The organism is Geitlerinema sp. PCC 7407, from assembly GCF_000317045.1.
In the GTDB taxonomy this organism is placed as follows: domain Bacteria; phylum Cyanobacteriota; class Cyanobacteriia; order PCC-7407; family PCC-7407; genus PCC-7407.
The window spans coordinates 1,010,269-1,035,908 of record NC_019703.1 but is presented as its reverse complement, the minus strand read 5'-3'; the positions used below and the strand labels follow the sequence as shown (position 1 = coordinate 1,035,908).

General features: G+C 59.5%; 22 protein-coding genes. 13 read left to right on the top strand and 9 right to left on the bottom strand.

Features of this window, described 5'->3' with window-relative positions:
• The first annotated feature begins 16 nt into the window (after nt 1-16).
• The 6 genes from GEI7407_RS04450 (at nt 17) to GEI7407_RS04425 (ending at nt 7,737) form a co-directional block, all read left to right on the top strand.
• Nucleotides 17-1,828, top strand: coding sequence for an ATP-binding protein (locus GEI7407_RS04450; RefSeq protein WP_015170934.1), 1,812 nt, complete (start codon nt 17-19; stop codon nt 1,826-1,828).
• A gap of 110 nt (nt 1,829-1,938) precedes the next feature.
• Nucleotides 1,939-2,592 (top strand): DUF3386 domain-containing protein, encoded by a 654-nt coding sequence (locus GEI7407_RS04445; protein ID WP_015170933.1) that lies wholly within the window; start codon nt 1,939-1,941, stop codon nt 2,590-2,592.
• Between the two features lie 118 nt (nt 2,593-2,710).
• Nucleotides 2,711-2,953, top strand: coding sequence for a NifU family protein (locus GEI7407_RS04440; RefSeq protein ID WP_015170932.1), 243 nt, complete (start codon nt 2,711-2,713; stop codon nt 2,951-2,953).
• Between the two features lie 135 nt (nt 2,954-3,088).
• Nucleotides 3,089-5,323 (top strand): glycoside hydrolase, encoded by a 2,235-nt coding sequence (locus tag GEI7407_RS04435; RefSeq protein ID WP_041268684.1) that lies wholly within the window; start codon nt 3,089-3,091, stop codon nt 5,321-5,323.
• 200 nt (nt 5,324-5,523) lie between these two features.
• Nucleotides 5,524-6,804, top strand: coding sequence for a serine--tRNA ligase (serS, locus tag GEI7407_RS04430; protein WP_015170930.1), 1,281 nt, complete (start codon nt 5,524-5,526; stop codon nt 6,802-6,804).
• A gap of 15 nt (nt 6,805-6,819) precedes the next feature.
• The gene (locus GEI7407_RS04425) at nt 6,820-7,737 is read left to right on the top strand and encodes a histone deacetylase (RefSeq protein ID WP_015170929.1); all 918 of its coding nucleotides are present in this window, start codon (nt 6,820-6,822) and stop codon (nt 7,735-7,737) included.
• Nucleotides 7,738-7,751: 14 nt separating this feature from the next.
• On the opposite strand, the gene GEI7407_RS04420 is transcribed toward GEI7407_RS04425, so the two are convergent.
• From GEI7407_RS04420 to trmD, 4 genes are all read right to left on the bottom strand, one after another.
• Nucleotides 7,752-8,363 (bottom strand): J domain-containing protein, encoded by a 612-nt coding sequence (locus GEI7407_RS04420; RefSeq protein WP_015170928.1) that lies wholly within the window; start codon nt 8,361-8,363, stop codon nt 7,752-7,754.
• A gap of 143 nt (nt 8,364-8,506) precedes the next feature.
• Nucleotides 8,507-9,100 (bottom strand): ATP-dependent Clp protease proteolytic subunit, encoded by a 594-nt coding sequence (locus tag GEI7407_RS04415; RefSeq protein WP_015170927.1) that lies wholly within the window; start codon nt 9,098-9,100, stop codon nt 8,507-8,509.
• Nucleotides 9,101-9,165: 65 nt separating this feature from the next.
• The gene (locus GEI7407_RS04410) at nt 9,166-9,825 is read right to left on the bottom strand and encodes an ATP-dependent Clp protease proteolytic subunit (RefSeq protein WP_041268269.1); all 660 of its coding nucleotides are present in this window, start codon (nt 9,823-9,825) and stop codon (nt 9,166-9,168) included.
• An 81-nt stretch (nt 9,826-9,906) separates the two neighbouring features.
• A complete protein-coding gene (gene trmD, locus GEI7407_RS04405; protein WP_015170925.1) occupies nt 9,907-10,626 on the bottom strand; it encodes a tRNA (guanosine(37)-N1)-methyltransferase TrmD in 720 nt (239 codons plus the stop codon).
• Nucleotides 10,627-10,839: 213 nt separating this feature from the next.
• Here trmD and GEI7407_RS04400 point away from each other — a divergent pair, with 213 nt between their 5' ends.
• The 3 genes from GEI7407_RS04400 to cphA all read left to right on the top strand — a co-directional run bounded on the left by GEI7407_RS04400 (nt 10,840) and on the right by cphA (nt 16,185).
• Complete coding sequence (locus GEI7407_RS04400) at nt 10,840-12,135, top strand: chloride channel protein (protein WP_015170924.1); 1,296 nt, start codon at nt 10,840-10,842, stop codon at nt 12,133-12,135.
• 355 nt (nt 12,136-12,490) lie between these two features.
• On the top strand, nt 12,491-13,348 hold the full coding sequence (locus GEI7407_RS04395) for a cyanophycinase (protein ID WP_015170923.1): 858 nt from the start codon (nt 12,491-12,493) through the stop codon (nt 13,346-13,348).
• A 128-nt stretch (nt 13,349-13,476) separates the two neighbouring features.
• Nucleotides 13,477-16,185 (top strand): cyanophycin synthetase, encoded by a 2,709-nt coding sequence (gene cphA, locus GEI7407_RS04390; RefSeq protein ID WP_015170922.1) that lies wholly within the window; start codon nt 13,477-13,479, stop codon nt 16,183-16,185.
• Nucleotides 16,186-16,337: 152 nt separating this feature from the next.
• Here the strand turns inward: cphA and tatA are convergent, their stop codons facing one another.
• The 4 genes from tatA to GEI7407_RS04370 all read right to left on the bottom strand — a co-directional run bounded on the left by tatA (nt 16,338) and on the right by GEI7407_RS04370 (nt 19,211).
• The gene (gene tatA, locus GEI7407_RS04385; RefSeq protein ID WP_015170921.1) at nt 16,338-16,523 is read right to left on the bottom strand and encodes a twin-arginine translocase TatA/TatE family subunit; all 186 of its coding nucleotides are present in this window, start codon (nt 16,521-16,523) and stop codon (nt 16,338-16,340) included.
• A 204-nt stretch (nt 16,524-16,727) separates the two neighbouring features.
• The gene (locus tag GEI7407_RS04380; RefSeq protein ID WP_015170920.1) at nt 16,728-17,081 is read right to left on the bottom strand and encodes a DUF1257 domain-containing protein; all 354 of its coding nucleotides are present in this window, start codon (nt 17,079-17,081) and stop codon (nt 16,728-16,730) included.
• 168 nt (nt 17,082-17,249) lie between these two features.
• Nucleotides 17,250-18,758, bottom strand: a complete 1,509-nt coding sequence (locus tag GEI7407_RS04375) for an AAA family ATPase (RefSeq protein WP_015170919.1) — start codon at nt 18,756-18,758, stop codon at nt 17,250-17,252.
• Nucleotides 18,759-18,866: 108 nt separating this feature from the next.
• Nucleotides 18,867-19,211 (bottom strand): hypothetical protein, encoded by a 345-nt coding sequence (locus tag GEI7407_RS04370; protein ID WP_015170918.1) that lies wholly within the window; start codon nt 19,209-19,211, stop codon nt 18,867-18,869.
• 187 nt (nt 19,212-19,398) lie between these two features.
• On the opposite strand from GEI7407_RS04370, the gene GEI7407_RS04365 reads away from it, so the two are divergent.
• The 3 genes from GEI7407_RS04365 to hflX all read left to right on the top strand — a co-directional run bounded on the left by GEI7407_RS04365 (nt 19,399) and on the right by hflX (nt 22,953).
• Complete coding sequence (locus GEI7407_RS04365; RefSeq protein WP_015170917.1) at nt 19,399-19,938, top strand: hypothetical protein; 540 nt, start codon at nt 19,399-19,401, stop codon at nt 19,936-19,938.
• A 524-nt stretch (nt 19,939-20,462) separates the two neighbouring features.
• On the top strand, nt 20,463-21,086 hold the full coding sequence (locus GEI7407_RS04360) for a tetratricopeptide repeat protein (protein WP_015170916.1): 624 nt from the start codon (nt 20,463-20,465) through the stop codon (nt 21,084-21,086).
• Nucleotides 21,087-21,258: 172 nt separating this feature from the next.
• Nucleotides 21,259-22,953, top strand: a complete 1,695-nt coding sequence (gene hflX, locus GEI7407_RS04355) for a GTPase HflX (protein WP_015170915.1) — start codon at nt 21,259-21,261, stop codon at nt 22,951-22,953.
• A 27-nt stretch (nt 22,954-22,980) separates the two neighbouring features.
• Here the strand turns inward: hflX and GEI7407_RS04350 are convergent, their stop codons facing one another.
• Nucleotides 22,981-24,801 (bottom strand): CapA family protein, encoded by a 1,821-nt coding sequence (locus tag GEI7407_RS04350; protein WP_190274173.1) that lies wholly within the window; start codon nt 24,799-24,801, stop codon nt 22,981-22,983.
• 589 nt (nt 24,802-25,390) lie between these two features.
• On the opposite strand from GEI7407_RS04350, the gene GEI7407_RS21960 reads away from it, so the two are divergent.
• Complete coding sequence (locus tag GEI7407_RS21960; RefSeq protein ID WP_015170913.1) at nt 25,391-25,600, top strand: hypothetical protein; 210 nt, start codon at nt 25,391-25,393, stop codon at nt 25,598-25,600.
• Nucleotides 25,601-25,640 lie beyond the last annotated feature (40 nt).

The following is a 25,640-nucleotide window of genomic DNA, read 5'->3' as shown; positions in this document are numbered from 1 at the left end:
CTCGTCCGTTTCAGCTATGGATGCACTCGCTTCTGCTTCGAATCAGTCGAGTCCTCCAGACCAGCCAGAACGAGGAAGGCCTGAGTTTGTTTTTACCCACGATCCAGCGGGACACTACGTCTCCTTTCAGTGGCACGAGGCAGCCGCCTATGGGCTCGATCCCATGGAGGTGGTTGGCGCTTCGATGGAGGCGTCCTTTGGGCCGGTGGCGATCGCGCCCTATCTGAGCCGGGTGCGACGAGTCCTGGACTACCTGACCCCCGAAGAATTTCAGGTGCCGTTTCACTACGGCGATCGCTACTTTTTGCTGGAGCTTGTGGTCAGCCCTGTCTTGAGCGCCACCGGCAAATCCAGCCTGGTCTGGGTCACCGGCCACAAAGTGGACGAAAGCACGACTCCGATCGCCGATCCCCTCGACACGCTCCACCCACCCCTCCTCTCCCACTCGGGCCGCTACCAAAAGCTGCTGACCCAGATCGCCTGGAACATCCGGCGAACCCTCGACCTTGAGACCATCTGGCACCAGACCGTCAACGGCCTCGGTCAGGCTCTGGGCGTGAGCCGCTGCATCATCTGTCCCTGCCGCGATCCGCGCCAGCCCATTAGGGTAGTCGCCGAGTATCGTCAGCAGCCCTTTCGATCGCTGCTTGATCACCAGATCAGCATTGCCGAGATGCCTCACCTCCAGGAGGCCCTGGCCAACCTCACGCCCACAGTTCTCTACAAGCAGCAGGCCGGCCAGGAGGAAGATCCCCTGTGCGAGCGGCAGGCAGTCTTGACGATCGCCACCTGCTACCAGGATCAGCCCAACGGGTTCATCATCCTGCAACACTGCATTCCCGCTGACGCGCCCGTCGACACACCGCTCCGCATTTGGAATGAGGCCGAGCTGGGCCTGGTGCAGGAGCTAGCCGATCAGGTGGGAACGGCGATCGCCCACGCTACCCTCTTTAGCGAAAGTCAGGCTCTGGCCCGCGAGCTCCAGCGCGTCAACGAAGACCTCATCCACAAGCACCAAGAGCTCGAAGAAGCCCGACAGCAGGCTGAAGAAGCCCGACAGCAGGCCGAAGAAGCCTCCCGCCTCAAGAGCGAATTTTTGGCCAACACCTCCCACGAGCTGCGCACTCCCCTCAACGGCATGCTGGGCTTCCTCAAGCTGGTGATGGACGGCATGGCCGAAGACCCCGAGGAGCAGCACGAGTTCATCGACGAGGCCTACCGATCGGCGCTGCACCTGCTCAACATCATCAACGACATCCTCGACATCGCCAAAATCGAAGCGGGCAAGATGGAGCTAGAGCTGACCCCGGTCAAGCTTGAAGACCTGCTCAACGCCGTTGAAGACTTCACGCGGCCCCAGGCCCAGCAAAAGGACCTCAGCTTCCGGATTGTCACCCCGGCCACCCACGACGAGATCATTCTCTACGGCAACTACCAGCGGCTGCTCCAGGTGATGCTCAACCTGGTGGGCAACGCCATCAAGTTCACCCACGAGGGCGGCATCACCATCAGCGCTGAGGTGATCAAGCAGCCAGTGGTGATCCAAAAGAACGAGCTGCCGGGGCTGGTGAAGGTGCGGGTCGCAGATACGGGCATCGGCGTCTCCCTCGACAAGCAGTACAAGCTGTTTCAGTCCTTTAGCCAGGTGGACGGCTCCCGCACGCGACAGTACGGCGGCACGGGCCTAGGCCTGACCATCTCTCAGAAGCTCGTCGAGGCCATGGGCGGCGAGGTGAATTTCTTTAGTTTGGGCGAGGGGCTGGGGTCCACCGTGACTTTCACGGTGCCGATTTTCCAGCTGCCGCTGCTGATCGCGTCGGGCGCCTAGGGAGCGATCGCCCTTTTGCTGCTCTTCACCCTCACCCCAGAAGGCCCAAAATTTTCTCTGACGACTTTTGGATCGGTGTGGCACAGTGGGGCTAGTGTACGGAGAGCGCCATGACGGACCAACAAGACGCTCGCGCATTTTTTCGCGCGGCCTACGAAAATCGCTACACCTGGGACACAGACTTCCCGGGCTACACCGCTGATCTAGAGCTCACCCAGGGCGACGAGGTCTACACGGGCAAAGTTCGGATCAACGCTGACTTTAGTGTCGAGGTCAGCGGCATTGAAGACGAAACGGTTCGCGAAAGTGTCTACACCCAGCTGCGGGACATCGTAACCCACCGCAAGCGATCGAGCTTTGAGCAGTCCCACGGCAAAAATAGCTTTAGCTTTGGCGATCGCGATGACACCGACGCCATCGAGATCCTGGTGCAGGGCGACGCCATGGGATCCAACTACAAGGTGCGCGGCCAAGAAATTTGCCAAGTTAGCCGCGTCATGGGCCGCATGGCCTTTACCATCGACCATCACGCCAGCCAGGACACCGGCAAAGGCTACGTCGCTACCCGCTACGACGCGGTCTTTCGCAACCCCCAGACCCAGGACCTGCTGCGGGTGATGAAGTTTGAAGATCGCTTTGAGCCGGTGGGGGACTACTACATCCTCACCCAGCAAGTGATCCAGGCCGAAGACCCCCAAGGTCAGCAAACCACCACGTGCTTTAGCTACTCCAACGTGCAGTTGCTCACACCAGCCGCAGTGTAAACCCCAAAGCGAGAAGGCGCCAGGGCGCGATCGCTCCTTAGAGACTCCGCGCCCTGGCAGCCCGCCAGAGTACACTAAGAAAAGAAACACATCCGTTGTGAAAGTAGCAAGGTGACCTATGGCCGAAGTCATGGAATTGACCCCCGAGAACGTTGAAAAAGTCCTCGACGATCTGCGCCCGTACCTGATGGCGGACGGCGGCAACGTCGAGCTTGCCGATATCGAAGGCCCCATCGTGAAGCTGCGCCTCCAGGGCGCCTGCGGCTCCTGCCCCAGCTCTGCCATGACCCTCAAGATGGGCATCGAGCGTCGGCTCCGGGAAATGATCCCCGAGATTGCTGAGGTCGAGCAGGTCCTCTAGGCCCTCACCTTCGCCGCAAAACGTATTTTTGGGCAACCCGCAAAGCTCAGCGCTAAGCCTAAACTGATGAACAGGGAAGCAGACTACAATCTATCCCTGTTCATCGCGTTTTGCGGACGTTCGCTGGTTAAATTCATGGCTCATCCCCTCCACGTCGCAATCATCTGGCACCAGCATCAGCCTCTCTACAAAAGCCGCATGGGAGGCCAGTATCGCCTGCCTTGGGTCCGGCTCCACGGCACCAAAGACTACCTGGATTTGGTGCTTCTGCTCGAGCGCTATCCCAAGCTGCACCAAACGGTCAACTTGGTGCCGTCGCTGATTTTGCAACTGGAGGATTATGTTGCGGGGACGGCCTTTGATCCGTACCTGAGCGTGGCCCTCAAGGCGGAGGAGCAGCTCGACGACACCGAAAAGCGCTTCATTGCCGAGCATTTCTTCGACGCCAATCGCCACCACCTGATCGACCCCCATCCCCGCTATGCCGAGCTCTATCACCAGCGCCAAGAGCGGGGAATCACCTGGTGCCTAGAGCACTGGAGCGCCCAGGACTACAGCGACCTGATGGCGTGGCACAACCTGGCCTGGATCGACCCCCTGTTTTGGGATGATCCGGCGATCGCCCAGTGGCTCGAGCAGGGGCAAAACTTCACCCTGAGCGATCGCCAGCGCATCTACTCCAAGCAGCGCGAGATTTTGAGCCGGATCATTCCCCAGCACCGCAAGATGCAGGATGCGGGCCAGCTCGAGGTCACCACCACCCCCTACACTCACCCGATCTTGCCGCTGCTGGCAGACACCAACGCCGGCCGCGTCGCCGTGCCCCAGATGGGACTGCCCGAGCACCGCTTCCAGTGGGCCGAAGACATTCCTCGCCACCTCCAAAAAGCCTGGGACCTGTATCTCGATCGCTTTGGGCGATCGCCTCGCGGTCTGTGGCCCTCCGAGCAGTCCGTCAGCCCCACCATCCTTCCCTACGTCGCCAAACAAGGCTTCAACTGGCTCTGCTCTGACGAAGCCGTCCTGGGCTGGACCCTCAAGCACTTCTTCCATCGCGACGGTTTCGGCAATGTCCTAGAGCCCGAGATGCTCTATCGGCCCTACCGCCTCGAAACCCCCTACGGCGATCTGGCCATCGTCTTCCGCGATCACCGACTGTCGGACCTGATCGGCTTCACCTACGGCGCCATGGATCCCAAGCGGGCCGCCACAGACCTGGTCAGCCACCTCGAAGCCATCAGCCGCTCCCTCAAGTCTCGCCAAGAAGGCGGCGGCACCGTCCTCCACGATCCTTGGCTAGTCACCATCGCCCTGGATGGCGAAAACTGCTGGGAGTTTTATCAGCAAGACGGCAAGCCCTTCTTGGAGCACCTCTACCACACCCTCAGCGAGCACCGAGACATCAAGCTGGTCACCGTGGCGGAATACATCGACCAGTTTCCACCCACGGCCAAGCTGCCCGCCGACCAGCTGCATAGCGGCTCCTGGGTCGACGGCAGCTTCACCACCTGGATTGGCGACCCCGCCAAAAACCGGGCCTGGGACCTACTTACCCAAGCGCGCCAGGTCCTGGCCAACCATCCCGAAGCCACCGAAGAAACGAACCCCGAAGCCTGGGAAGCGCTGTATGCAGCCGAGGGCTCAGACTGGTTCTGGTGGTTTGGCGAAGGGCACTCCTCCAACCAGGACGCCATGTTCGACCAGCTGTTTCGGGAGCACCTCTACGCGCTGTATCAGGCCCTCAACGAGCCGGTGCCCGAGGAGCTGCGGCGTCCGGTCGAAATCCACGAGGCGCGGGGCGATCATGGCCCCGAGAGCTTCATTCACCCGATCATCGATGGCCTGGGAGACGAGCAGGACTGGGACAAGGCCGGTCGGGTCGAAGTGGGGGGCGCCCGGGGCACCATGCACCGCAGCAGCACGATTCAGCGGATCTGGTACGGCGTGGACCACTTGAATTTCTACTTGCGCTTTGACTTCCGCGCCGGGGTGAAAGTGGGGGTCGACTGCCCGCCGGAGCTGCACATTCTCTGGTACTATCCCGATCGCATTCTGCACAACAGCCCGATTCCGGTGGCGGAGCTGCCCGACCATGCGCCGCTAAACTACCTCTACCACCACCACCTGGGCATCAACCTCGAAACCCAATCGACCTGGTTCCAGGAAGCGGGGGAGCACTACCGATGGTACTCGCGGGCCAACCGCATCCAGATCGGTCTCAACACCTGCCTAGAGGTTGCCATTCCCTGGGCCGATCTGCCGCCAGCAGAGCCGGACTGGTCGCTGCGGCTGGTGTCGATTTTTGCGGATGAGGGCCGCTTCTGCGAGTACCTGCCGGAGGATCAAATGGTCGCCATTACGGTGCCGTAGGAACAGGTGCGTTGCCGTCCCGTGAGGCGATATGCTGTTTTAAGCAGGTTGTCAGGCCCCTAAACCGCCTATCGCCTCGCCTTTGGGGCAATTTGACCCTCGGGCGATCGGTGACCTGGGGAGGATTTTGATAACCCACCAACAGCGATTTTCGAGGGAGAAGGTCGCTGTTTTTGATAGGCCATCATTTAGGAAGACCCGTGCTCGATCTCAAGCAAATTCGCGAAAACCCTGACCAGGTGCAAGCTGCTCTCAACCGCCGGGGAGCTGGCTACGATCTGCAACCGATTTTGGCGCTGGACCAGCAGCAGCGGGAACTGGAAACCGGGCGATCGCAGCTGCAGGCCCGCAGCAATGAGATTGGGAAGCTGGTCGGCCAAAAGATCAAGGCGGGCAGCGATCCCCAAGGCCCCGAAATCGCGGCGCTGCGCCAGGAAGGCAACCAGGTCAAAGAGCAGCTCGCCGAGCTCGAGCCCCAGGAGCGAGACATCAAGGCGCAGATCGAGGCGCTGGTGCTGGCCCTGCCCAATTTGCCCCATCCTTCGACCCCCGAGGGCAAGAGCGACGCGGACAATGTAGAGGTGCGGCGCTGGGGCGATGAGCACATTCCCCAGGGCGAGGGCTTGCTGCCCCACTGGGAGATCGGGGAAAAGCTGGGCATTTTGAATTTCGAGCGATCGGCCAAGATTGCCCAGAGCCGTTTTGCCACGCTGCTGGGCAAGGGCGCAGCGCTGGAGCGATCGCTGATCAACTTCATGCTCGATCGCCAAACCGCCGCCGGATACGGCGAGGTGATGCCGCCGCTGCTGGTCAACAGCCAGTCTCTGACCGCCACCGGCCAGCTGCCCAAATTCGCAGAAGAAAGCTTCCAGTGTCGGCAGGATGACCTGTGGCTGATTCCCACGGCAGAGGTGCCAGTCACCAACCTCTACCGAGACGAGATCCTGAACGCCGAGGAGCTGCCCATTTATCACTGCGCCTACACGCCGTGCTTCCGGCGCGAAGCGGGCAGCTATGGGCGCGACACCCGCGGCCTGATTCGGCTGCACCAGTTCAACAAGGTAGAGCTGGTGAAGTTCGTTCACCCCGAGACCTCCGAGGAGGAGCACGAAAAGCTGGTGGCCGACGCGGAGGCGATTCTTCAGGCGCTGAAGCTGCCCTACCGAGTGGTGCAGCTGTGCGCAGGAGACCTGGGCTTCTCGGCGATGAAGTGCTACGACCTAGAGGTTTGGCTGCCCTCGTCCAATAGCTATCGGGAGATTTCCAGCTGCTCGAATTTTGGCGACTTCCAGGCGCGGCGCGGCGGGATCCGCTTCAAGACGGCGGGCAAGAAGGGCACGCAGTTCGTGCACACGCTGAACGGCTCGGGCCTCGCCATCGGGCGCACGATGGCGGCAGTGCTGGAGAACTATCAGCAAGCCGACGGCACGGTGAAGGTGCCTGAGGTGCTGCAGCCCTATCTGCGCTGTGAGGTGATCTAGGGCGCGCCCCCCGCTATGGACTTACCCCTGGTCTATCACCCAGACTATGTGATTCCGCTGCCAGCGGGGCACCGCTTCCCCATGGCCAAGTTTCGGCTGCTCTACGAGAGCCTGATCCAGGACGGCGTGGCCCATGCCAGCCAGTTTCATCAGCCGGAGTACCCGACACCGGAGATCCTGGCCCACGTCCACGGCCCCGACTACATTCAGGCCTACTGCGAGGGCACCCTGGACGCCAAGGCCCAGCGCCGCATTGGGCTGCCGTGGTCGAGCGCCCTGGTCCGGCGCACCTGTACCGCCGTGGGGGGCACCCTTTTGACGGCGAGGATGGCCCTAGAGCATGGCCTCGCCTGCAATACCGCTGGCGGCACCCACCACGCCTTCCCCAACCACGGCTCGGGCTTTTGTATTTTTAATGATTTGGCGATCGCGGCGCGGGTGCTCCAGGCCGAAGGCGTGGTCCAAAAAGTCCTGATCGTCGATCTGGACGTCCACCAAGGGGACGGCACAGCCCTGATTTTTCAGGACGACCCCAGCGTGTTCACCTTTTCGATGCACTGCGAGGTCAACTTTCCCGGCACCAAGCAGCGCAGCGATCTCGACGTGCCGCTGCCCGAAGGTCTCGAAGACGATGCCTATTTACAAACGCTGGCCCAGTACCTACCGGATCTGTTGAGCCAGGTGAAGCCCGATCTAGTGCTGTACGACGCCGGGGCCGATCCCCACGTGGGCGATCGCCTGGGCAAGCTGGCGCTGACCGACTCGGGGCTCTATCGGCGCGACATGCAGGTCCTGAGCACCTGCCTAGGGAGCGGCTATCCGGTGGCCAGCGTCATCGGCGGCGGCTACGCCCACAACCTCAACGACCTGGTGTATCGCCACTCCCTGCTGCACCGGGCCGCCAGCGAAGTCTACCGTCACTGCCGCCTCTAGCGGCTCGCCCCGACCTAGTAGCGCTCCTCTAATGTCCGAAAATCTCGCTCCACCTCCGCCCACAGAGAGCGATTGTGGGGGTCGGTGCGCAGGGCTTTTTTGAGATAGACCCGCGCCTTATCGAGCTGATTGAGCTGGATCAGGTGGCGGCCCCAGCGCTGATAGGCGATCGCCTGCCACTGGCGCACCTCCGGATCATGGGCGATCCGCTGAGCCAGTCCCTCCACCAGAGCGATCGCCCGCGGATAGCGATGGTGCTTGAGCAATTCCTGGAGCTGATCGTAGGACTGCTCCTTCAGGCGCTGCTCGATCTCCGACAGGCGCGGATTCATCTCCACCTTGGGCGGGCGGCGCACCACCCGCGTCTTCACCGGTCGAGAGGCCGCGCTCTGAGCTGCTTGGGGCGATCGCTCCGCCGTCTCAGCCCCCTGGTTCTGGGGCTGCACCGCAGTCAGCAGCTGCTGATAGGCCGCCGTCAGCTCGATAAACTTTTCCTTCGCCCGCTGATCGCCCGCATTCACATCGGGATGGTACTGCCGCGCCAGCCGTCGATAGGACGCCTTAATCTCAGCAAACGAGGCTCCAGAACGCAGTCCCAACACACGATAGCAATCTGCAAGGTTCATCGATTAATAACGGCAGAATTATCCGTTATTTTGCCACTACTGGTTTCCAAACAAACAGGGCTGCTGATGGGAGTTTTTCCCGCCAACAGCCCTTATGAAACAGCATACCGATTTAGGTGCGGCCTACCGCCGATCGCACAACCCTATCGGTGATCCTCAATCACGCGATCGATCAAACCATACTCCTTCGCCTCGTAGGCCGACATGAAGAAGTCGCGGTCCATATCTTTCTCGATCTTCTCGATGGGCTGACCGGTGTTCTTGGCGTAGATGCCGTTCAGCTCTTGGCGGATCCGCAAGATTTCCCGCGCCTCGATCTCGATGTCCGTCGCTTGACCGCGCGTACCGCCAGACGGCTGGTGAATCATGATCCGCGAGTGGGGCAGCGCCAAACGCTTGCCCTTGGTGCCAGCAGCCAGCAAGAAAGAGCCCATGGACGCCGCAAGGCCGACACAGATCGTCACCACGTCGGACTTGACGTGCTGCATGGTGTCGTAGATGGCCATACCCGCTGTCACCATCCCGCCCGGGGAGTTGATGTAGAGAATGATGTCTTTGCCGGGGTCCTCAGAATCCAGATAGAGCATCACAGCAATGATCTGGTTGGCGATCTCGTCGTCGACATCCCGACCCAGGAAAATAATGCGCTCCCGGTACAGGCGGTTGTAGATATCAATCCATTGGGTGTAGGTCTCCCCCGGCATCCGGTAGGGAACCTTTGGGACGCCAATCGGCATAGTGTACGCTCCGTAGACAAATATAAATAGGCAGTTGAGAGCTAGTGCGCAGCCGGCAGTTTTGCCTAGCTAACGCCAGCAGGCAGAGGCTTGTTGAGATCTTCCTGGGATTCCAGCACGCGATCGATCAAGCCGTATTCTTTCGCCTCTTGGGGCGTCATGTAGAGCAGGCGGTCCATGTCTTTGATGATTTTCTCCGGCGCCTGACCGGTGTTGCGAGACAAGATGCTGACCATGGTTTCTTTGTTGGCCAGCACTTCTTTGGCTCGGATCTGAATGTCGGTGGCCTGACCGCGAGCGTAGCTCTTGGGCTGATGGAGCACGATGCTGGCGTGGGGAAGGCTCGCGCGACAGCCTTTGGTTCCGGCGGACAGCAGCATGGCGGCCATACCCATCGCAGAGCCGATGCAGATGGTGTGGATGGGGGGCTTGATGTAGCTGATGGTGTCGCAGATAGCGAAGGCTTCGGTCTCAAAACCCACAGGTTCGCCACTGTAGCTGGAGGTGCCGGTGGAGTTGATGTAGATCCGAATGGGCTTTTCGGGATCTTCGTACTGCAAGTACAGCAGCTCAGCAATGATCAGCTCCGTCACCGCTGGCACGAGGGGCATGCCGAGATACACGATGCGCTCCTTCAGAAGAAGGGAGGGCAAGTCTGGCGGGGGGGTCCGATGAAATCCGTCTCCGTAGTAGGGAGACTGAACGGCCTGAATCGGTGATTTCATTGCGTGCAGTTGCTCGAAATAGTGGCGCTGTTTCTTCTCATAGTAGCGTGCCATTTGGTTGAGCAGCGGGGAGGGCGTTGGCTAGGGCTCTGGGGCGGGGCCGGGGTTTTGGGATTGGGATTGCAGCCAGGCTTGGTAGAGGTCGGGGCGGCGATCGCGGGTGCGCTGGATCTGCTGCTCTAGACGCCACTGGGCGATCGCCTGGTGATTGCCCGATCGCAGCACCTCGGGCACCTCCCAGCCCCGAAACACCGCCGGTCGCGTGTACTGGGGATAGTCCAGGAGCCCCGCCTCAAAGCTCTCGAACTTCAGCGAGTCTTCTTTGCCGACGGTGCCGGGCCGTAGCCGGATCACGCCATTGAGGATGGTCAGGGCCGGAATTTCGCCACATGTCAGCACAAAGTCTCCCAGGGACACCTCCCGCGTGACCAGGTTGAGGACGCGATCGTCCACGCCCTCGTAGTGGCCGCAAATGATCACGAGCTGGTCGCAGGTTTCGGCCCAGTGACGCAGCAGGGGCTGGTGGAGCGTTTCGCCCTGGGGCGTCATCAGGACCACTTCTCGGCGCGGCAGGACGGGCAGGGATTCGACCGCTGCGAAGATCGGGTCCGGCTTCATCAGCATCCCGACGCCGCCGCCGTAGGGCTCATCATCGACGCGGTGGTGCTTGTCGGTGGTGAAGTCGCGGGGGTTGGTGAGGTGCACCTCGGCGATGTCTTTGGCGAGGGCTTTGCCTAGGAGCCCGGAGCTGAGGGGAGAAGCAAAAAAGTCGGGAAACAGAGTGACAATGTCGAATCGCACGGTGCGCCTCAAAGGAAATGCAATGTCAGCCTACAGCGATCGCGATCCCGCACCGGGCTGCAAAGCTGAGACAATCAAAAGTACCATGCCATCAAAATGCGCTAATGGCACCTGAGCCAACCGCGGCCTCCCGCAGCGCCTCTGGGTCACGCCGCTTTGGCGTCTGATCCCGTTTTTGAATGTGCCGTTTTTGCTGTTTATCGTTTAACTGCCGTGTCGTCAAATCAGACTCCTCCCTCTGAGCGCTCCAACAGCGCGCTGCGCTGGATTTCGAGCCTGACTTCGAGTAATCCCATCGTGCTGTCCCGCTGGTTTCTGTGTTGGGCGCTGGTGGGGATCGTGTGCGGCCTCTTTGCGGCCCTGTACTGGAACGTTCTAGAGCTGGTGATTCACGGCATGGAGCAAATCACCGGCGCGACGCTGCTGTGGGTGATGCCCCTGGCAGGGCTGGGGGTGGGCCTGGTGATTTATTATCTCGGCGACCCTGGGGAAATCGGCCTGATTGTGGACAACATCCACTTCCAGGGCGGTCGCCTCAATCCGCGCCAAAATCCGTCCATGCTGCTGTCCTCCCTGGTTAGCATTTCGGCGGGAGGCAGCGCGGGGCCTGAGGCGCCGCTGGTGCAGGTGACAGGCTCCTTTGGGACCTGGGCAGCCGATCGCCTAAAGCTTCAGGGCGAGAGTTTGCGCACGATGAGCTTGGCAGCAATGGCCGCAGGGTTTACGGCGCTGTTTGGGTCGCCCCTGGGCGGGGCGATGTTTGCTCTAGAGATTTTGCACCATGAGCACGTGGTGGAATACTACGAGGCGATTTTGCCAGCCCTGGTGTCAAGCTGCGCCAGTTTCTTGGTGTTTGCGGCGATCACGCAGCTGGGGATCGCGCCGACCTGGACGTTCCCGCAGTACACGCCCAATGGCATCGATGAGGTGTGGCTGGCCCTGGCCTATGGGGTGATCGGGGCGGGGGCTGGCTGGCTGTTTATCGCGATTTTTCGGAGCTGCGATCGCCTGCTGAGCGCCATTCCCGGCCCCATCTATGTGCGCACCACGGTGGCGGGTCTGGTGCTCGGCGTTTTGGCCTTCGCGTTTCCCCTCACCCGCTACTACGGTCACCACGAGCTGGCGGAGGCCATCGGCAGCAACCTGACGGCGATCGCCCTGTTGGGGCTAGTTTTCGCCAAAATGATCGCCATCAGCACCACGGTGACCGGAGGCTGGCGCGGCGGCATCATCATTCCGCTGTTCTTCACGGGCGCCTGTCTGGGCAAGGCGATCGCCCTCGCGACCCCCGGTCTCAACAGCAGCCTAGCCATGATTTGCGTCATGGCAGCCCTCAACGCTGCAGTGACCCGCACTCCGGTCAGCACCACGCTGCTGCTTTCCAAACTGGCCAACTTTACCCCGTTTACGCCGATTCTCTTTGCCAGCTTGATGGGCTTTTTCCTGGCGCCCCGTCAGCCTTTCATCCATTCCCAGCTCAAAGTCCGGCAGGAGGCGATCGTCGATTGAGGCTCAGGCGAGGGAATCTCTTGGCAGCCTGGTCTTTCCAGCCCCCGGCTTGGTTTAATGGTGTTTAAACAATTTGCCAAATTCTTTACAGTTTCCGGGGTCTAGACTCACCAATAATGAGAGTTTGACCGATGCCATCGATGACTTTCGCAGCGCGCCATGCTCGGAGCATCCCCGCAATCTCCAGAAGTTGCTGGCAGCTACGGCCACATCTAAGGGCCGTCGTGTCTCGGACGCCAATTTTGTCCCTTTTCGGCCCCTTGCTTTGCCAGGTGGCTGTTGCTGATTGCTGACTTGACCGAGTTTTCGACGCGGCTTCTGGAGCACTTGGTTCACCTTCCATCGACACGACACTATGCTGCAGCTAGAACCCCAGTCCCTCTTGCACCAGGGGAGACCTCAATCGACGAGAACCTCTGTCATGGTCATTGGCGGAGCGGAAGACAAAGTGCACGGGCGCGAAATCTTGCACACCTTTTTTGCCCGTGCGGGCAAAGCCGAAGCCCGCATTGCCATTATTCCCTGCGCTTCGCGGGAGCCGGCGGTCATTGGCGAGCGCTACCGGAGCATTTTTCAAGAGATGGGGGCCTCCGAGATCAAGATTCTCGACATCCGGGAGCGTAGCCAGGGCGAAGACCCCATCTGGCAGCGCGACCTCGACGACTGTACCGGCGTCTTCATGACCGGTGGCGACCAGCTGAGGCTGTGCTCCCTGCTAGCCGACACCCCGCTGATGGAGGCAGTGCGCCTCAAGGCTCAGCTGGGCCAGATCGTCTTGGCGGGCACCAGCGCCGGGGCAGCGGTCATGGGTCACCACATGATCGCCGGTGGCGGCAGCGGCGAATCGCCCAATCGCGCCCTGGTGGACATGGCGATCGGCCTGGGCATCATTCCCGAAGTCATCGTGGATCAGCACTTCCACAACCGAAATCGCATGGCCCGCTTGCTGAGCGCGATCGCCATGCACCCCGATCGCCACGGCATCGGCATCGACGAAGACACCTGCGCCATCTTCGAGGGCGAGGGCCTCATCCGCGTCATGGGCAAAGGCACCGTCACCATCATCGACGCCAAAGAATCCACCTACACCAACAGCGCTGGTGTCGGCGCCACCGATCCCCTCAGCCTCCACCACCTGCGGCTTCACATCCTGAGCCACGGAGACTGCTACGATCTGCACAGAAAAACAGCCACGGCCCCAGAACCAGCGTAGGTCCCGATTTTCGGGCGATCGCCCCTCAGGACTGTTCACCACGAACGGTTTCCCTACTTTTTGAAAGTGGACACTAGATAGCTGTTGCCCGTGCTTGCCCGGCCTCGCCCAACACTCCGGATACCGTTATGAAGATAGAAAAAATCCAGACGTTACGCGGCCCCAACTACTGGAGTATCCGCCATGCCAAACTCGTGGTCATGCGGCTGGATTTAGAAAATCTCATCGACAAGCCCTCTAACGAAATCCCAGGCTTCTACGAAGGCCTCACCCAGGCGCTGCCCAGCCTGATCGAGCACTACTGCTCTCCCGGACGTCGGGGAGGCTTTCTGAGCCGCGTCCAAGACGGCACCATGATGGGTCACATCGTCGAGCACGTTGCCCTCGAGCTCCAGTCCCTGGCCGGCATGATGGTCGGCTTTGGCCGCACCCGCGAGACCGCCACCCCCGGCATCTACCAAGTCGTCTTCGAGTACCTCGACGAGCAAGCAGGGCGCTACGCTGCCCGGGCCGCCGTCCGCCTCTGCCAAAGCATCGTTGACACCGGCACCTACCCCCTCGAAGAAGTCGAGCAGGACCTCCAGGATCTCCGTCAGCTGTGGTCCGATGCCGCCCTCGGCCCCAGCACCGAAACCCTGGTCACCGAAGCCGAGGCTCGCGGCATCCCCTGGAACGCCATGAGCGCTCGCTCCATGATTCAGCTCGGCTACGGCGTCTATCAGAAACGCCTCCAAGCCACCCTCAGCAGCAACACCAGCATTCTCGGCGTCGAGCTGGCCTGCGACAAAGAAGGCACCAAGAAAACCCTGCGAGACGCTGGCATTCCAGTACCGGCGGGTACCGTCATTCGCTACTTTGACGAACTAGAAGCCGCCGTCGAAGAGGTCGGCGGCTTTCCCATTGTGATCAAGCCCCTCGACGGCAACCACGGGCGCGGCATCACCATCAACATCAACTCTTGGGAAGAAGCCGAGGAAGCCTACGACGCTGCCAGCAACGCCTCCAAAACCCAAACCGTGATCGTTGAGCGCTACTATCGCGGCCGCGACCATCGCATTTTGGTGGTCAATGGCCAGGTTGTGGCCGTCGCCGAGCGAGTCCCCGCCTGCGTGACGGGAGATGGCAAGTCCACGATCGCGGAGCTGATCGAAGCAACCAATCGTGACCCAAGGCGCGGTGAAGGCCACGACAATGTCCTGACTCGCATCACCATGGACCGCACCAGTGGTCAGCTCCTAGAGCGCCAGGGCTACACCGTTGATAGCGTTTTGCCCACTGGTGCGGTTTGCTATCTGCGGGCCACTGCCAATCTCAGTACGGGCGGCATTGCCATCGATCGCACCGATGACATCCATCCCGAAAATGTCTGGCTGGCCCAGCGCGTCGCCAAGGTCATCGGCCTCGATATTGCGGGCATTGACGTGGTGACGGACGATATCTCGCGTCCTCTGCGGGAAACGGACGGGGTGATCGTCGAGGTCAACGCTGCGCCTGGCTTCCGGATGCACGTCTGCCCCAGCGAGGGCAAAGCCCGGAATGTGGCGGCTCCGGTGATTGACATGCTGTTTCCGCCGGGCACGCCAGCCCGGGTGCCCATCGTGGCCATTACGGGCACCAACGGCAAGACCACCACGACGCGCCTGATTGCCCACATCTACCGGCAGACCCAGCGGACCGTGGGCTACACCACCACGGACGGCACCTACATCGGGGATTACTTGGTGGAGAAGGGAGACAACACCGGTCCCCAAAGCGCCCAGCTGATCCTGCAAGACCCCACGGTGGAGGTGGCCGTTTTGGAGACGGCCCGGGGGGGTATTTTGCGCTCTGGCCTGGCTTTCGATAGCTGCGATGTCGGGGTGGTGCTGAATGTGGCGGCAGACCATCTCGGCTTGGGGGACATCAACACGATCGAGGAGATGGCCCACCTCAAGAGCGTGGTCGCTGAAGCGGTAGCTCCCAACGGCTACGCAGTGCTCAACGCCGATGACCCGCGGGTCGCCCAGATGGCCAGTCGGGTCAAAGGGCAGGTGGCCTATTTTTCGATGAATGCAGACAGCGAGCTGATCCGCGAGCATACCCTCCAGGGCGGTCTGGCGGCTGTTTATGAGAATGGCTATCTGTCCATCATCAAGGGGGACTGGACGCTGCGCATCGAGCAGGCGGTGAACGTCCCGCTGACGATGGGAGGACGGGCCCCGTTTATGATTGCCAATGCGCTGGCAGGCAGCCTGGCGGCTTTTGCCCAGGGGGTGCGGATTGAGGATATTCGGGCGGCGCTGGCGACCTTTGAGGCCTCGGTGGACCAGACGCCTGGCCGGATGAATCTTTTTGATCTGGGCAAGTACCACGCGCTGGTGGACTATGCCCACAATCCTGCCAGCTACGAGGCGCTGGCGGGGTTTGTGCTGAACTGGCCGGGCGATCGCATTGGGGTGGTCGGCGGGCCGGGCGATCGCCGCGATGAGGACTTCGTCACCCTCGGCCAGCTCTCAGCCGAAATGTTTAACACCATCATCATCAAAGAAGATGACGACACCCGAGGACGTCCTCGGGGAGACGCCGCTGACTGGATCGAGCGGGGCATTCTCGATCGCAATCCTCAGCAGCCCTATCAGCTCATTTTGGACGAGGCGGAGGCCATCCGGACGGCCCTTGACCAGGCGACCGAAGGCAGCCTGGTGGTGATTTTGCCGGAGAGCGTTAGCCGCGCCATCGCCATCATTGAGGAGCGATCGCCCAAGCCCGCGAACCTCAGCGATCGCCCCACTCCCCTCAATCCCCCTCTCGAGTCCGAAACCGAAGAAGTCTCCGTCAGCAGCCGCCTAAATTCCTGAAGCCGCCTGCGCACATCTCAAAAGAACTAAGGGCCCAGTCAAGTTGACTGGGCCCTTTTCGGTGCCTGCTTTGATACTCATGGGGCAAACAGATTCGCAACGCCTCCGAAGGACTGCGTCCCTAGGCGATCGCTGCGACCCACCCAGAAACCCTAGCGCAGCGAATCCTCGTCCGTCTCCCCAAACTCATCCTCTTCCTTGGGACGCTGAACTTCATCCTTGAAGCCCCGCAGGGTTTTTCCCAGAGCGCTGCCCAGTTCAGGAATCTTTTTGGGTCCAAAAATCAGCAGCACAACCAGAAAAATAACGCCAACTTCTAACCACCCAAGACCAAACATGCGCTTCTCCTATGGACGTACTATCCCGATCAAAGCCAGCCTTTTTCAGAGTAGACGCATTTGGCAAAAAATAAGCGCGGTCCTGGAAGCGGCGATCGCTCCAAAACCACGCTCATAAAAGAGATAGGCAACGCAAATTTTAGGAGACAGAAAACGGGCTACCCTTACCAGGAAAGCCCGTCAGCTTGGGAACGCGCAGAGAGACTACTTTTGAACCACCAGCTTGACATTAGCGTTCTGCAGACCAGGACGCTTAACTTCTGCCAAGGTCTTGTTAACGGCGTACTTTTGGTTAATGGAGTTGATCAGCTCGGTCTGATTGTGCTTCTTGGCAACGCCCCACAGATCCGCAATCAGATCGAAGGTGCCATCAGCATTGCGAGACCAGCCGAGATCATACTCACCGTCCAGAACGGCAACAATGTCCGCACGAACCCGCTGGCCGTTGTAGCCCCGGACATCCGCCTCAGTCTTGACGTTGATTCCCAAATCACGCAGGGAAGACTTTAGGATTTCAGACTCGGTGATTTTCGTGCGCAGTGTGCTGAAGTGAGACATTTGGACTTCCTCCTAGTAGAGAGTCGAGAAATACAACAACGTTTTGGTAGGTAGGGAACTGAGATATTCGGCTAACCAGCCAAAGCTCAGAATCGATGTAGCAACGGTCGGATCAGTCTGCTAGCCTTGGGCTAGCCTTTCCGCCTGCTGGGAACAGGCAGGAAAGCTTTAGAACTCCATGCGCTGATATTCAGCGACGGAGGACGCAGCAGGTCGGGCTCTTTGGCGAGCCCAATCACGAAGCGCAGTGACCTGCTCGTTCATCGTCCGCGACAGCGGCAGCGTGGCCTTGAGCGCAGCCAAAATATCGAGCTGCGTAAACTCTCTGTCTTGGGCGAAAGCTTCATACATTGCGGCAATCACGGCTTGCTCAATTTCAGCGCCAGAGAAGCCATCTGAGGCGCTCGCAAGCTGGTCGAGGGCAAAACGCGTGATATCGGAACGCCGCTTGGCTAGATGAATGCGGAAAATTGCTTGTCTTTCTTCGGGCGTGGGCAGGTCGACGAAGAAAATCTCGTCAAAGCGGCCCTTGCGCAGAAACTCTCCCGGCAGGCGCTCTACCCGGTTGGCAGTGGCCATCACGAAGACCGGCGAGGTCTTCTCTTGCATCCAGGTCAGGAAGGATCCAAAGATCCGGCTGGAGGTACCACCGTCAGAGTCCGCAGAGCCCGCCCCTCCAGCAAAGGCTTTGTCCAGCTCATCGATAAACAAGATAGTGGGAGAGATGGATTCGGCTGTCTTGAGAGCGTTGCGCAGGTTGGCTTCGGAGCGGCCAACCATAGAGCCGTCGTACACTCGGCCCATGTCTAGGCGCAAGAGCGGCAGACCCCAGAGGCGGGCCGTCGTTTTGGCAATGAGCGACTTTCCGCAGCCAGGAACGCCCAGAATCAGCATCCCCTTTGGCTGGGGCAAGCCGTATTCTCGAGCTCGCTCGGTAAAGGCGTTGGAGCGCTGATGGAGCCAGTGCTTGAGCTCTTCTAGACCACCGACTGAATGAATGGTTTCGTCTTCTTCGATGTACTCCAGAATGCCATTGCGTCGAATGAGCTGCTGCTTTTCGGAAAGGACGATGTCGACCTGCTCTTCGGTGAGGCAGCCAGCGGTTACTTGAGCTTTCCGGTAGACTTTCTCCGCTTCGTCGCGGGTCAGACCTAGAGCCGCTTTGAGGAGCTTTTCGCGGCCTTCGGTGGTGATGCGTCGATTCCGGCCCTGCTCGAGCTGACGGGAAAGGACTTGGTTGAGCTCGGCCATGTCGGGCAGCGGGAAGTCGAGAACTACGACTTCTTTCTCAAGCTCGATGGGCACTTGCTGGATTGGAGACATCAAGATGATGGTCTTGGGCGTGCCTTTGAAGCTGGCGATCGCATCTCGCAAGGAGCGAGTGACATTGGGGGAGTCAACGAAGGGGTGGAGATCTTTGAAGATGAAGATGCCATTTTCCTGGCGATTGACCCAGCTGACTGCTGCCTCAGGAGAGACCGTGTTTTGCTGCATCACCTTGCCTGGCTGGCCATACTCGACGATGCCATGGGTCACAGTCCACAGGTAAACCCTGCGTTGAGGCTTTTGCTGCGCCGCGATCACCGCGATCGCCTGCTCTGCTCGCTCTTCTTCGGAGGTCACCAGGTAAATCAGGGGATATTGGGCCTGTATTAAGATGCTGAGCTCTTCTTTCATAACCATCGACCTAACTTAGAACACGGCGCAGACAGTACTGAAGTACTTAACGGACCGGCTTGTCGGTAGCAGCACAGAGCCCACAAAACCTGGGTGACTCAGCAATGCTTAGCAGGGAACTAGCTCTTCTTCACCTTCTTGGCCGGGTGCAGCAGGCTGCACAGGGTTCACAGAGATGTCATCGGTGACCACGACTCCCGGCTGCTGGCCTAGCTTGATCAGCTCACTGTCACGCAAGATGACCGATGAGGCACATTCCGGACATTCGTAAACTCTGTGGGTCTTGCCAATGGAGGATTCGACTTCCTCTACGACATCCGCATGATTGAGGTAAAAGATCAGTGCTCGCTCTGCAATAGCTGACATCGGTTCTACATCAACTGCGGAGCGAATCTTCAGTTGACGGTGTAACTCTGGCGGAAGGTATAACGTAACTTTTTGCTTGTCTTGCATAGACTTCAATCGTTTTACCCGGGTATGCTATGCCACGATATCGGCTAGCCAGCAGGCTGTCAAGACGGTATGACGCCATGACGGCATAATTGTTACAGAGCTTAACAAAGCATCGTTTCTCAATCGTGCGGTTCGGGACTGCCAACGGGCGAAGAGTACTGGCAGAGAGTCCCGCTCTGCGCGGCTGATGATTATGGGTGCTGGAGAGTTATTGCGACGGGTGCGATCGCCGGACAGCCGGCGATCGCAGCGAAGGGGATGGGCCCTGGTGACGGCTATCTGGGTGATGGCCTCGCTGCAGGGGTGCGACCAAGCCATCACGTCGGGCGATCGCTCGCAGACCTACTACAACGAGCGCTTTGATTTTGAGCTGGTCTATCCGCGCGGCTGGAAGCCAGGACCTTCGCCCGACAATCGGGATGGCCAAGCCTTTTACGCCCCTGACAACCAGGCGATCGAGGTGCGAGCGTGGGGAAGCTATCCGTTGGTCTTTGCCGGCGATGACACGCCCAAGGCCCCTGAGGGCGAAAACTTTACGACGCGTCAGGGTCTATCGGGCCGCCTCCAAGTCGACATTGGTCCAGAGGTGAGCACCATGACTTTGCGTCTAGAGCGCGATCGCATTCTCTACACGTGGCAGGCCCAGGCCCCGAGCGAGGTTTTTCCGGAGTACTATCCCCTCTTCCAGTCTCTCGCCAAGCAATATTATTTAGCCCCCCAAGATTGACCCTTTTTCGGGCATATAAGGGCATTGCCAGCCAGTAATTTTGCTGGCGTTATTGTCGCGAAATTTAGGCCAGCATCAAAAGATATTTCAAACAAGTTCGCCCAGGCTTTTTCCGGAGCGAACTTGTTGAGATTTGTGAAAGATAGACTGTTTTGAACTGCATTTGAGACCACAATCGGGATGCGCGCGATCCCTGCTGTCCTGAGAACCAGGATCGCGACGGTGCTTCTACTCGATGCGGTCAGCAAGACAGTCCAGTGATGGACAGCCTAAACGTGGTTCAGCATTAGAGCGATCGCAAAACCGTTGAGTTTGCGGGCGATCGCCTTCGCGATTATCAGCAGTTCATTAAGCAATTCATTAAAACGTTTTAGTACGGCGCCCCTTTGAACCAGTTTGTAAAGTGGTGCATTTGCGCCACGTCGAAATGGGAATTCTGAGATGATCCAGTGGTGATTTTGTCATCAATCATCTCGGATTTGCCCTGCCTTCCGTGACTGCCTTCGTCCTTAGTTAGCGACGCCATGAGTGAAGCGACCAGCCGTCTTAAGCAATTGTTTCGGTTTGACTCAGCTGAGTGTCCTCCCCACCTAGAAGCTTGTTATCGATCTCTCGACTGGGAGCTCTACTGGGAGGCGCTGCGGGGCTTTGAACGGGCGCTGCAAGCGTGTCCTGAGGACGCAGCCGCTTGGTATGGCCAGGGCGTCGCGCAGTATCATCTCAAGCGCTACGAAGAGGCGATCGCCAGCTTTGACAACGCCCTCGTGCTCAATCCCCAAGACGATCGCAGCTGGTATGGCCGAGGAGACGCCTTAGCCAACCTAGAGCGCCACGAAGCAGCGCTCCAAAGCTTTGAGAAAGTGCTAGAGCTGCAACCTGACCACAGCCCTGCCTGGACCTTTCGGGGCGTAGTACTCATTCATCTGGGGCAATACAAAGCCGCTCTAGAGAGCTGCCAGAAGGCGCTTGCGCTGGCCCCCGAGGACAAAGAAGCGGAGCTCTTTCGGGGAGTTGCGCTGCACTATTTGGGGCAGTACGAGGCGGCCTATGAATGCTATCAGCGGGTAAACCAGGAAGCGCCGAGCCCACGCCGAAAGTTTTTGCAACAAGTCCAAGCCAATTTCCAACGCTGGTTCAAAAGACCGTGATTTGCTCTAATCACTAGCTTCCCAGTAACTTTCTAGCTATCAGACTAGCTATCAGAAAATAAGAGGATTGCTGATAGGTTCAACGGCAGCCAAACAAAAGTTGCCAAAAGCAAGTTCTCGCTAAAATGGGGGCGTAGCTTTCGGTCGCCAGATACCCTGGTGAGCAGCGCCTATCGACACAATCTACGGCAACCTTCAGGGTCTGAAGTCTAGCCAAATCAAGCAAATTCAGCGGCTGTATCATCAGCGCCTACCGGGCGATCGCTTCACCACATCAGACTTCGCCCAGCGCTTAGCAGCCATCAGCACGGAAATTGGACAGCCTCTGTGTGTCTACATCAATCGGCGCGGCCAAGTTATCCGCGTCGGGGTCGGTACACCCATCCAGACCCAGATTCCTCCCCTTGAGCTGCCCCGCTACGGCGCTGAGCGTCTCTGCGGCATCCGCTGCATCGCGACCCAGCGAGACACCAGCCCTCCCAGCACCGCCGTCCTGACAGCGATGGCCCTTCAGCGCCTTGATGCACTGGTCGTCTTGGGGCTCTCTGGCAGCGGCTTTGAGCGGCGCGGCGGGGGCGCCAGCGGCTACGTGCGCGAGGTGCACCTTGCCCATCTCGTCCCCCATCCAGAAACGACCTGGACCGTTTCGCCTCCCCTCAGCCTAGACCTGCTGAGTCAGCAGGACTTTTTGGACCTAGTGGAGGGTCTCGAAGCGGAGTTTGAGCGGGAGTACGTGGCTCAGCAGGTCGACGCCGACCACGATCGCGTGCTTCTGGTAGGTCTAATGACGAGCAGCGTCACAGCAGCGCGCTTTCAAGATAACTTGGCAGAGCTGGTTCGCTTGGTCGAGTCAGCGGGCGGCGAGGTCTTGCAAATCACCCACCAGCGTCGCAATCAGCCCCATCCGCAGATCGTTGTGGGAGAGGGCAAGGTTCAGGAAATTACGCTCTTGGCCCAAACCGTCGGCGCTAACCTTATCGTGTTCGATCGGGACCTCTCCCCGGCCCAAATCCGCAATCTAGAAACGCGGATCGGGGTCCGAGTGGTCGATCGGACTGAGGTGATTTTGGATATTTTTGCGCAGCATGCTCAGTCACGCGCCGGTAAGCTGCAAGTGGAGCTGGCCCAGCTTGAGTACATGATGCCTAGGCTGACGGGCCGAGGGCGAACCATGTCGCGTCTCGGGGGCGGCATCGGTACGCGGGGCCCTGGTGAAACCAAGCTAGAAACCGAGCGACGAGCCATTCAGCGTCGGATTGCGCGACTCCAGCAGGAGGTCAACCAGCTTCAGGCCCATCGGGCTCGACTGCGCCAGCAGCGCCAGCACCAAGAGGTGCCTTCGGTGGCGATCGTGGGGTATACGAACGCTGGCAAATCTACCCTCTTGAATGCCCTCACCAACGCTGAGGTTTACACGGCAGACCAGCTCTTTGCCACCCTCGATCCGACCAGTCGGCGGCTGATCGTGCCGGATGCAGCGACCCATGAGCCGCGCACCGTGATTTTGACGGATACTGTGGGCTTCATCCACGAGCTGCCGCCCTCTCTGGTGGATGCATTCCGCGCCACGCTAGAGGAAGTGACGGAAGCTGACGCACTGCTGCACGTCGTGGATTTGTCCCATGATGCCTGGCAAAACCAGCTGCGATCGGTCATGAAGATCTTGTCGGAGATGCCGGTGACGCCGGGGCCGTCCTTGGTCGTGTTCAACAAGATCGATCAAGTCGGCAGCGATGCGCTGGCGATCGCCCAAGAGGAGTATCCCCACGGCGTGTTTGTGTCAGCGGGGGCTCGCCTCGGCCTCGAAACGCTGCGCCAGCGCATTGCTCAGCTCGTGCAGTACGCCCTGGCACCGAGCCAGCCCTGAGCGCACAGCCCTGAGAAAGCTTGGGGCCTAGGGGGCGATCGCCCCGTATTCCTCATCGGCCGTTTCTGTCGCCGGATACCGTTCTTCCTCGGTGCTGGTGAAGGTCGACAGCGACTCTTCTAGAAACGTCGATTCACCTGTCTCTGGCTCTGGCGTTGCTGGTGCTGGCGCTTCTGCCTCTGGGGCCTCTAGAGACGGACTGCTGTCTGGGGGTACGGGCCAAGTCTCGCCCTCTTGCGGGGTCTCTAGAGGATCCTGGGCCGCCGGGGAAGCCGGTTGGGGAGAGGCCCCAGAGTCTGGCAGAGACGGGTTCGGCGCCGTGGGCGATCGCCCCTCTAGCAGCAGAGGACCGGCCAGCGGCTGATCAAAATTCTGAGAATTTTGGCCCAGCTTCTCCAGGATTCGCTGGGCCTCTCCTCCCTTAGCCAAGCGCGGCTGGGAATTTTCCACCACGACCGGCACGTACTCGACCTTCATTTGCTTTTGCTTGAGAGACACCTTCAGCATGGCCGTCTCATAATCGGTGCGGGTTTCGCTCCCCTGACCAAAGGCAAACTCTCCCATCGAATACGCGATCGGGCGACCCTTGTAGATTTCGCCGCCCTGCAAGGTCTCGGGATGGTATCCCACAACAACGTCGGCCCCCTGATCAATGGTGAAGCGAGCCAAGTTCACCTGCCAGGCCTCTGGCTTCTCGGACAGGGTGCCGCCCCAGTGATAGTTGACGATCACCCAATCCACCTGGGGCCGAATCGCCCGAATATCCTCAGCAATGCTGCGGCCATACCAGGGATTGACGCCCACTCCATCAGCGGTCGCCTCTCGCAGCCCTCCCTTGGCGTAGTCCAGATAGGCAACGCGCTGCCCTTTGATATCAATGATTTCTGGGCGGCGGGCTTCTGTGCGGTTGCGCCCCGCGCCAATAGGCTTGGCATCAGACTGTTCGAGGGTCTCTAGGGCCGTTTGCAAATCGGAGCGATCGAGCTGCTGGACTTGATAGTTCGCCAGGTTCACAATGTCGACGCCTGCCTCAGCCAAGGGCTGAATCCCAGCGTCGGAGGTCAGCGAGTCATTACCAAAGCCAGCCGTGGGCCAGTTTTCCAGACTCACCGACAGCAAGTCTGCTTCGCGAGTGGTCTTTAGGAGCTTGGCTGTCGCTCTCGAGGACTTCTGCGGCGCTTCACTCCCATCGCCAGCGTGGACATCTCCGGCAAACAGGAGCGTCACCGTTCGGTTTGGCCAGCCCTTCGAGCCAGTGCGCGCTGTGACAGCGACGGTCTCCAGGGGAGTTTGGACAGTATCGGTTTGGTCTGCGATCGAGGTGCCGTCATCACTGTCCATGAGCCAGCCAGTGGTCAGGCTCTGGAGGGTAAGCACACAGGCAAAGGCAAAAATCGACACGGCAGAGCCACACAGCAGCAGCGCCCGGGCGATCTTGAGACGGCGATCGCCCTCCCGACGACGCTGACTGGCTGAGCGATATCTCCGATGCCGCTTGCGGTTGGCGGGCGTGATGATCCGGATGGACTGGCGCCAGAGGATTTCGGACTCTCCAGCGCAGCAGGCCACAATTCGCACTGCGCAGATCGCTTCGGAGTTGAGCTTCCAGATCCGGCTACAGATAAAGCGCACCAGGCGATCGCGCAGCTGGACATAAAAAGCGCGGGGCCGTGCCAGGGGCTGAAACTCGACAAAAATCTGTAGGCACCCTGGGCGGACGGGACCGACATAGGCGTGGATACCGTGGGGAGCGAGGTAACCATTGAGCCAGTAGGCGATCGCCTGAAAGTTTCCGGCTCGCGCCATTTCGAGCACAGACGGTTGATACAAGCCGTAAGGGTTCACCACGCTTTCACCACTCCTTATCACCGACACCGAGGATCTGGCCGCTTGCCAGTTACCCTCCCCCTGAAGTCCTCTCACAGCCCGCAGCAAAATCATCGTCCCTGGACTGAGTCCAGTCTTGGGGACGCGATCGCCACCCACGCGAGGGCAAAGGGATGTAGGTCAGCATTCCCACACAGTTTCTGTTGCCCGCCATCATAAGCCATTCTGAACCATTCGCCAGGGAGAGTCTCAGCCTTTTTCGGGCGATTTCTCAAAATTTTGGTTTCTAACAGCTAGCTTTTTGAGAGCGATCGCTCACCTGCCCCTCATTAGGCCCTAAAACCTGTGATCAAAATCACACAGAGGCGAAACTGCGATCGCGGATTCCGGAAAGCAATACTTGCTTCGTGAAAGCTTCATATAGGCCCACAATCCCCTAATACCAAGCTTCCAGTTTCGATAGGCGCACGCCATTAGAGACAAAAAGTGATTTTGGTCACTAAAAAATAGCGATTGAAGTCACACAGTAGACCGATCTTCATCAACTGCGAACCGGTTTTGATCACCGATATTAAAGTTGTTGCTTTGCAGGATGAGGACCGATTCGAGAATGATTCGAATACTTGTACAATCTGCATTCCGCACTGGTTGTCTAAGCGTCGAGTCAGAAGGTCTGATCCGCCAAGTGTTGGCTATCAAGGGTTATCGAGCTTCTGATATCGAGGCCCTTCATCAACTCTACGATGCTGTCCACTCCGGGCGCATTCACCGCGAGGCAAGCAATCGCACTGCAATGCCTCAGCTAGAGCGTCTCTCATAGACCAACCGCAGACCTACTTTTTGACTTCACGCCTACGCCC

Coding starts and splice junctions, on each gene's coding strand:
- GEI7407_RS04450 (WP_015170934.1), top strand. CDS start 17: ATGGATGCACTCGCTTCTGCTTCGAATCAGTCGAGTCCTCCAGACCAG.
- GEI7407_RS04445 (WP_015170933.1), top strand. CDS start 1,939: ATGACGGACCAACAAGACGCTCGCGCATTTTTTCGCGCGGCCTACGAA.
- GEI7407_RS04440 (WP_015170932.1), top strand. CDS start 2,711: ATGGCCGAAGTCATGGAATTGACCCCCGAGAACGTTGAAAAAGTCCTC.
- GEI7407_RS04435 (WP_041268684.1), top strand. CDS start 3,089: ATGGCTCATCCCCTCCACGTCGCAATCATCTGGCACCAGCATCAGCCT.
- GEI7407_RS04425 (WP_015170929.1), top strand. CDS start 6,820: ATGGACTTACCCCTGGTCTATCACCCAGACTATGTGATTCCGCTGCCA.
- GEI7407_RS04420 (WP_015170928.1), bottom strand. CDS start 8,363: ATGAACCTTGCAGATTGCTATCGTGTGTTGGGACTGCGTTCTGGAGCC.
- GEI7407_RS04415 (WP_015170927.1), bottom strand. CDS start 9,100: ATGCCGATTGGCGTCCCAAAGGTTCCCTACCGGATGCCGGGGGAGACC.
- GEI7407_RS04410 (WP_041268269.1), bottom strand. CDS start 9,825: ATGAAATCACCGATTCAGGCCGTTCAGTCTCCCTACTACGGAGACGGA.
- GEI7407_RS04395 (WP_015170923.1), top strand. CDS start 12,491: ATGCTGCAGCTAGAACCCCAGTCCCTCTTGCACCAGGGGAGACCTCAA.
- cphA (WP_015170922.1), top strand. CDS start 13,477: ATGAAGATAGAAAAAATCCAGACGTTACGCGGCCCCAACTACTGGAGT.
- tatA (WP_015170921.1), bottom strand. CDS start 16,523: ATGTTTGGTCTTGGGTGGTTAGAAGTTGGCGTTATTTTTCTGGTTGTG.
- GEI7407_RS04380 (WP_015170920.1), bottom strand. CDS start 17,081: ATGTCTCACTTCAGCACACTGCGCACGAAAATCACCGAGTCTGAAATC.
- GEI7407_RS04375 (WP_015170919.1), bottom strand. CDS start 18,758: ATGAAAGAAGAGCTCAGCATCTTAATACAGGCCCAATATCCCCTGATT.
- GEI7407_RS04370 (WP_015170918.1), bottom strand. CDS start 19,211: ATGCAAGACAAGCAAAAAGTTACGTTATACCTTCCGCCAGAGTTACAC.
- GEI7407_RS04365 (WP_015170917.1), top strand. CDS start 19,399: ATGATTATGGGTGCTGGAGAGTTATTGCGACGGGTGCGATCGCCGGAC.
- GEI7407_RS04360 (WP_015170916.1), top strand. CDS start 20,463: ATGAGTGAAGCGACCAGCCGTCTTAAGCAATTGTTTCGGTTTGACTCA.
- GEI7407_RS21960 (WP_015170913.1), top strand. CDS start 25,391: ATGATTCGAATACTTGTACAATCTGCATTCCGCACTGGTTGTCTAAGC.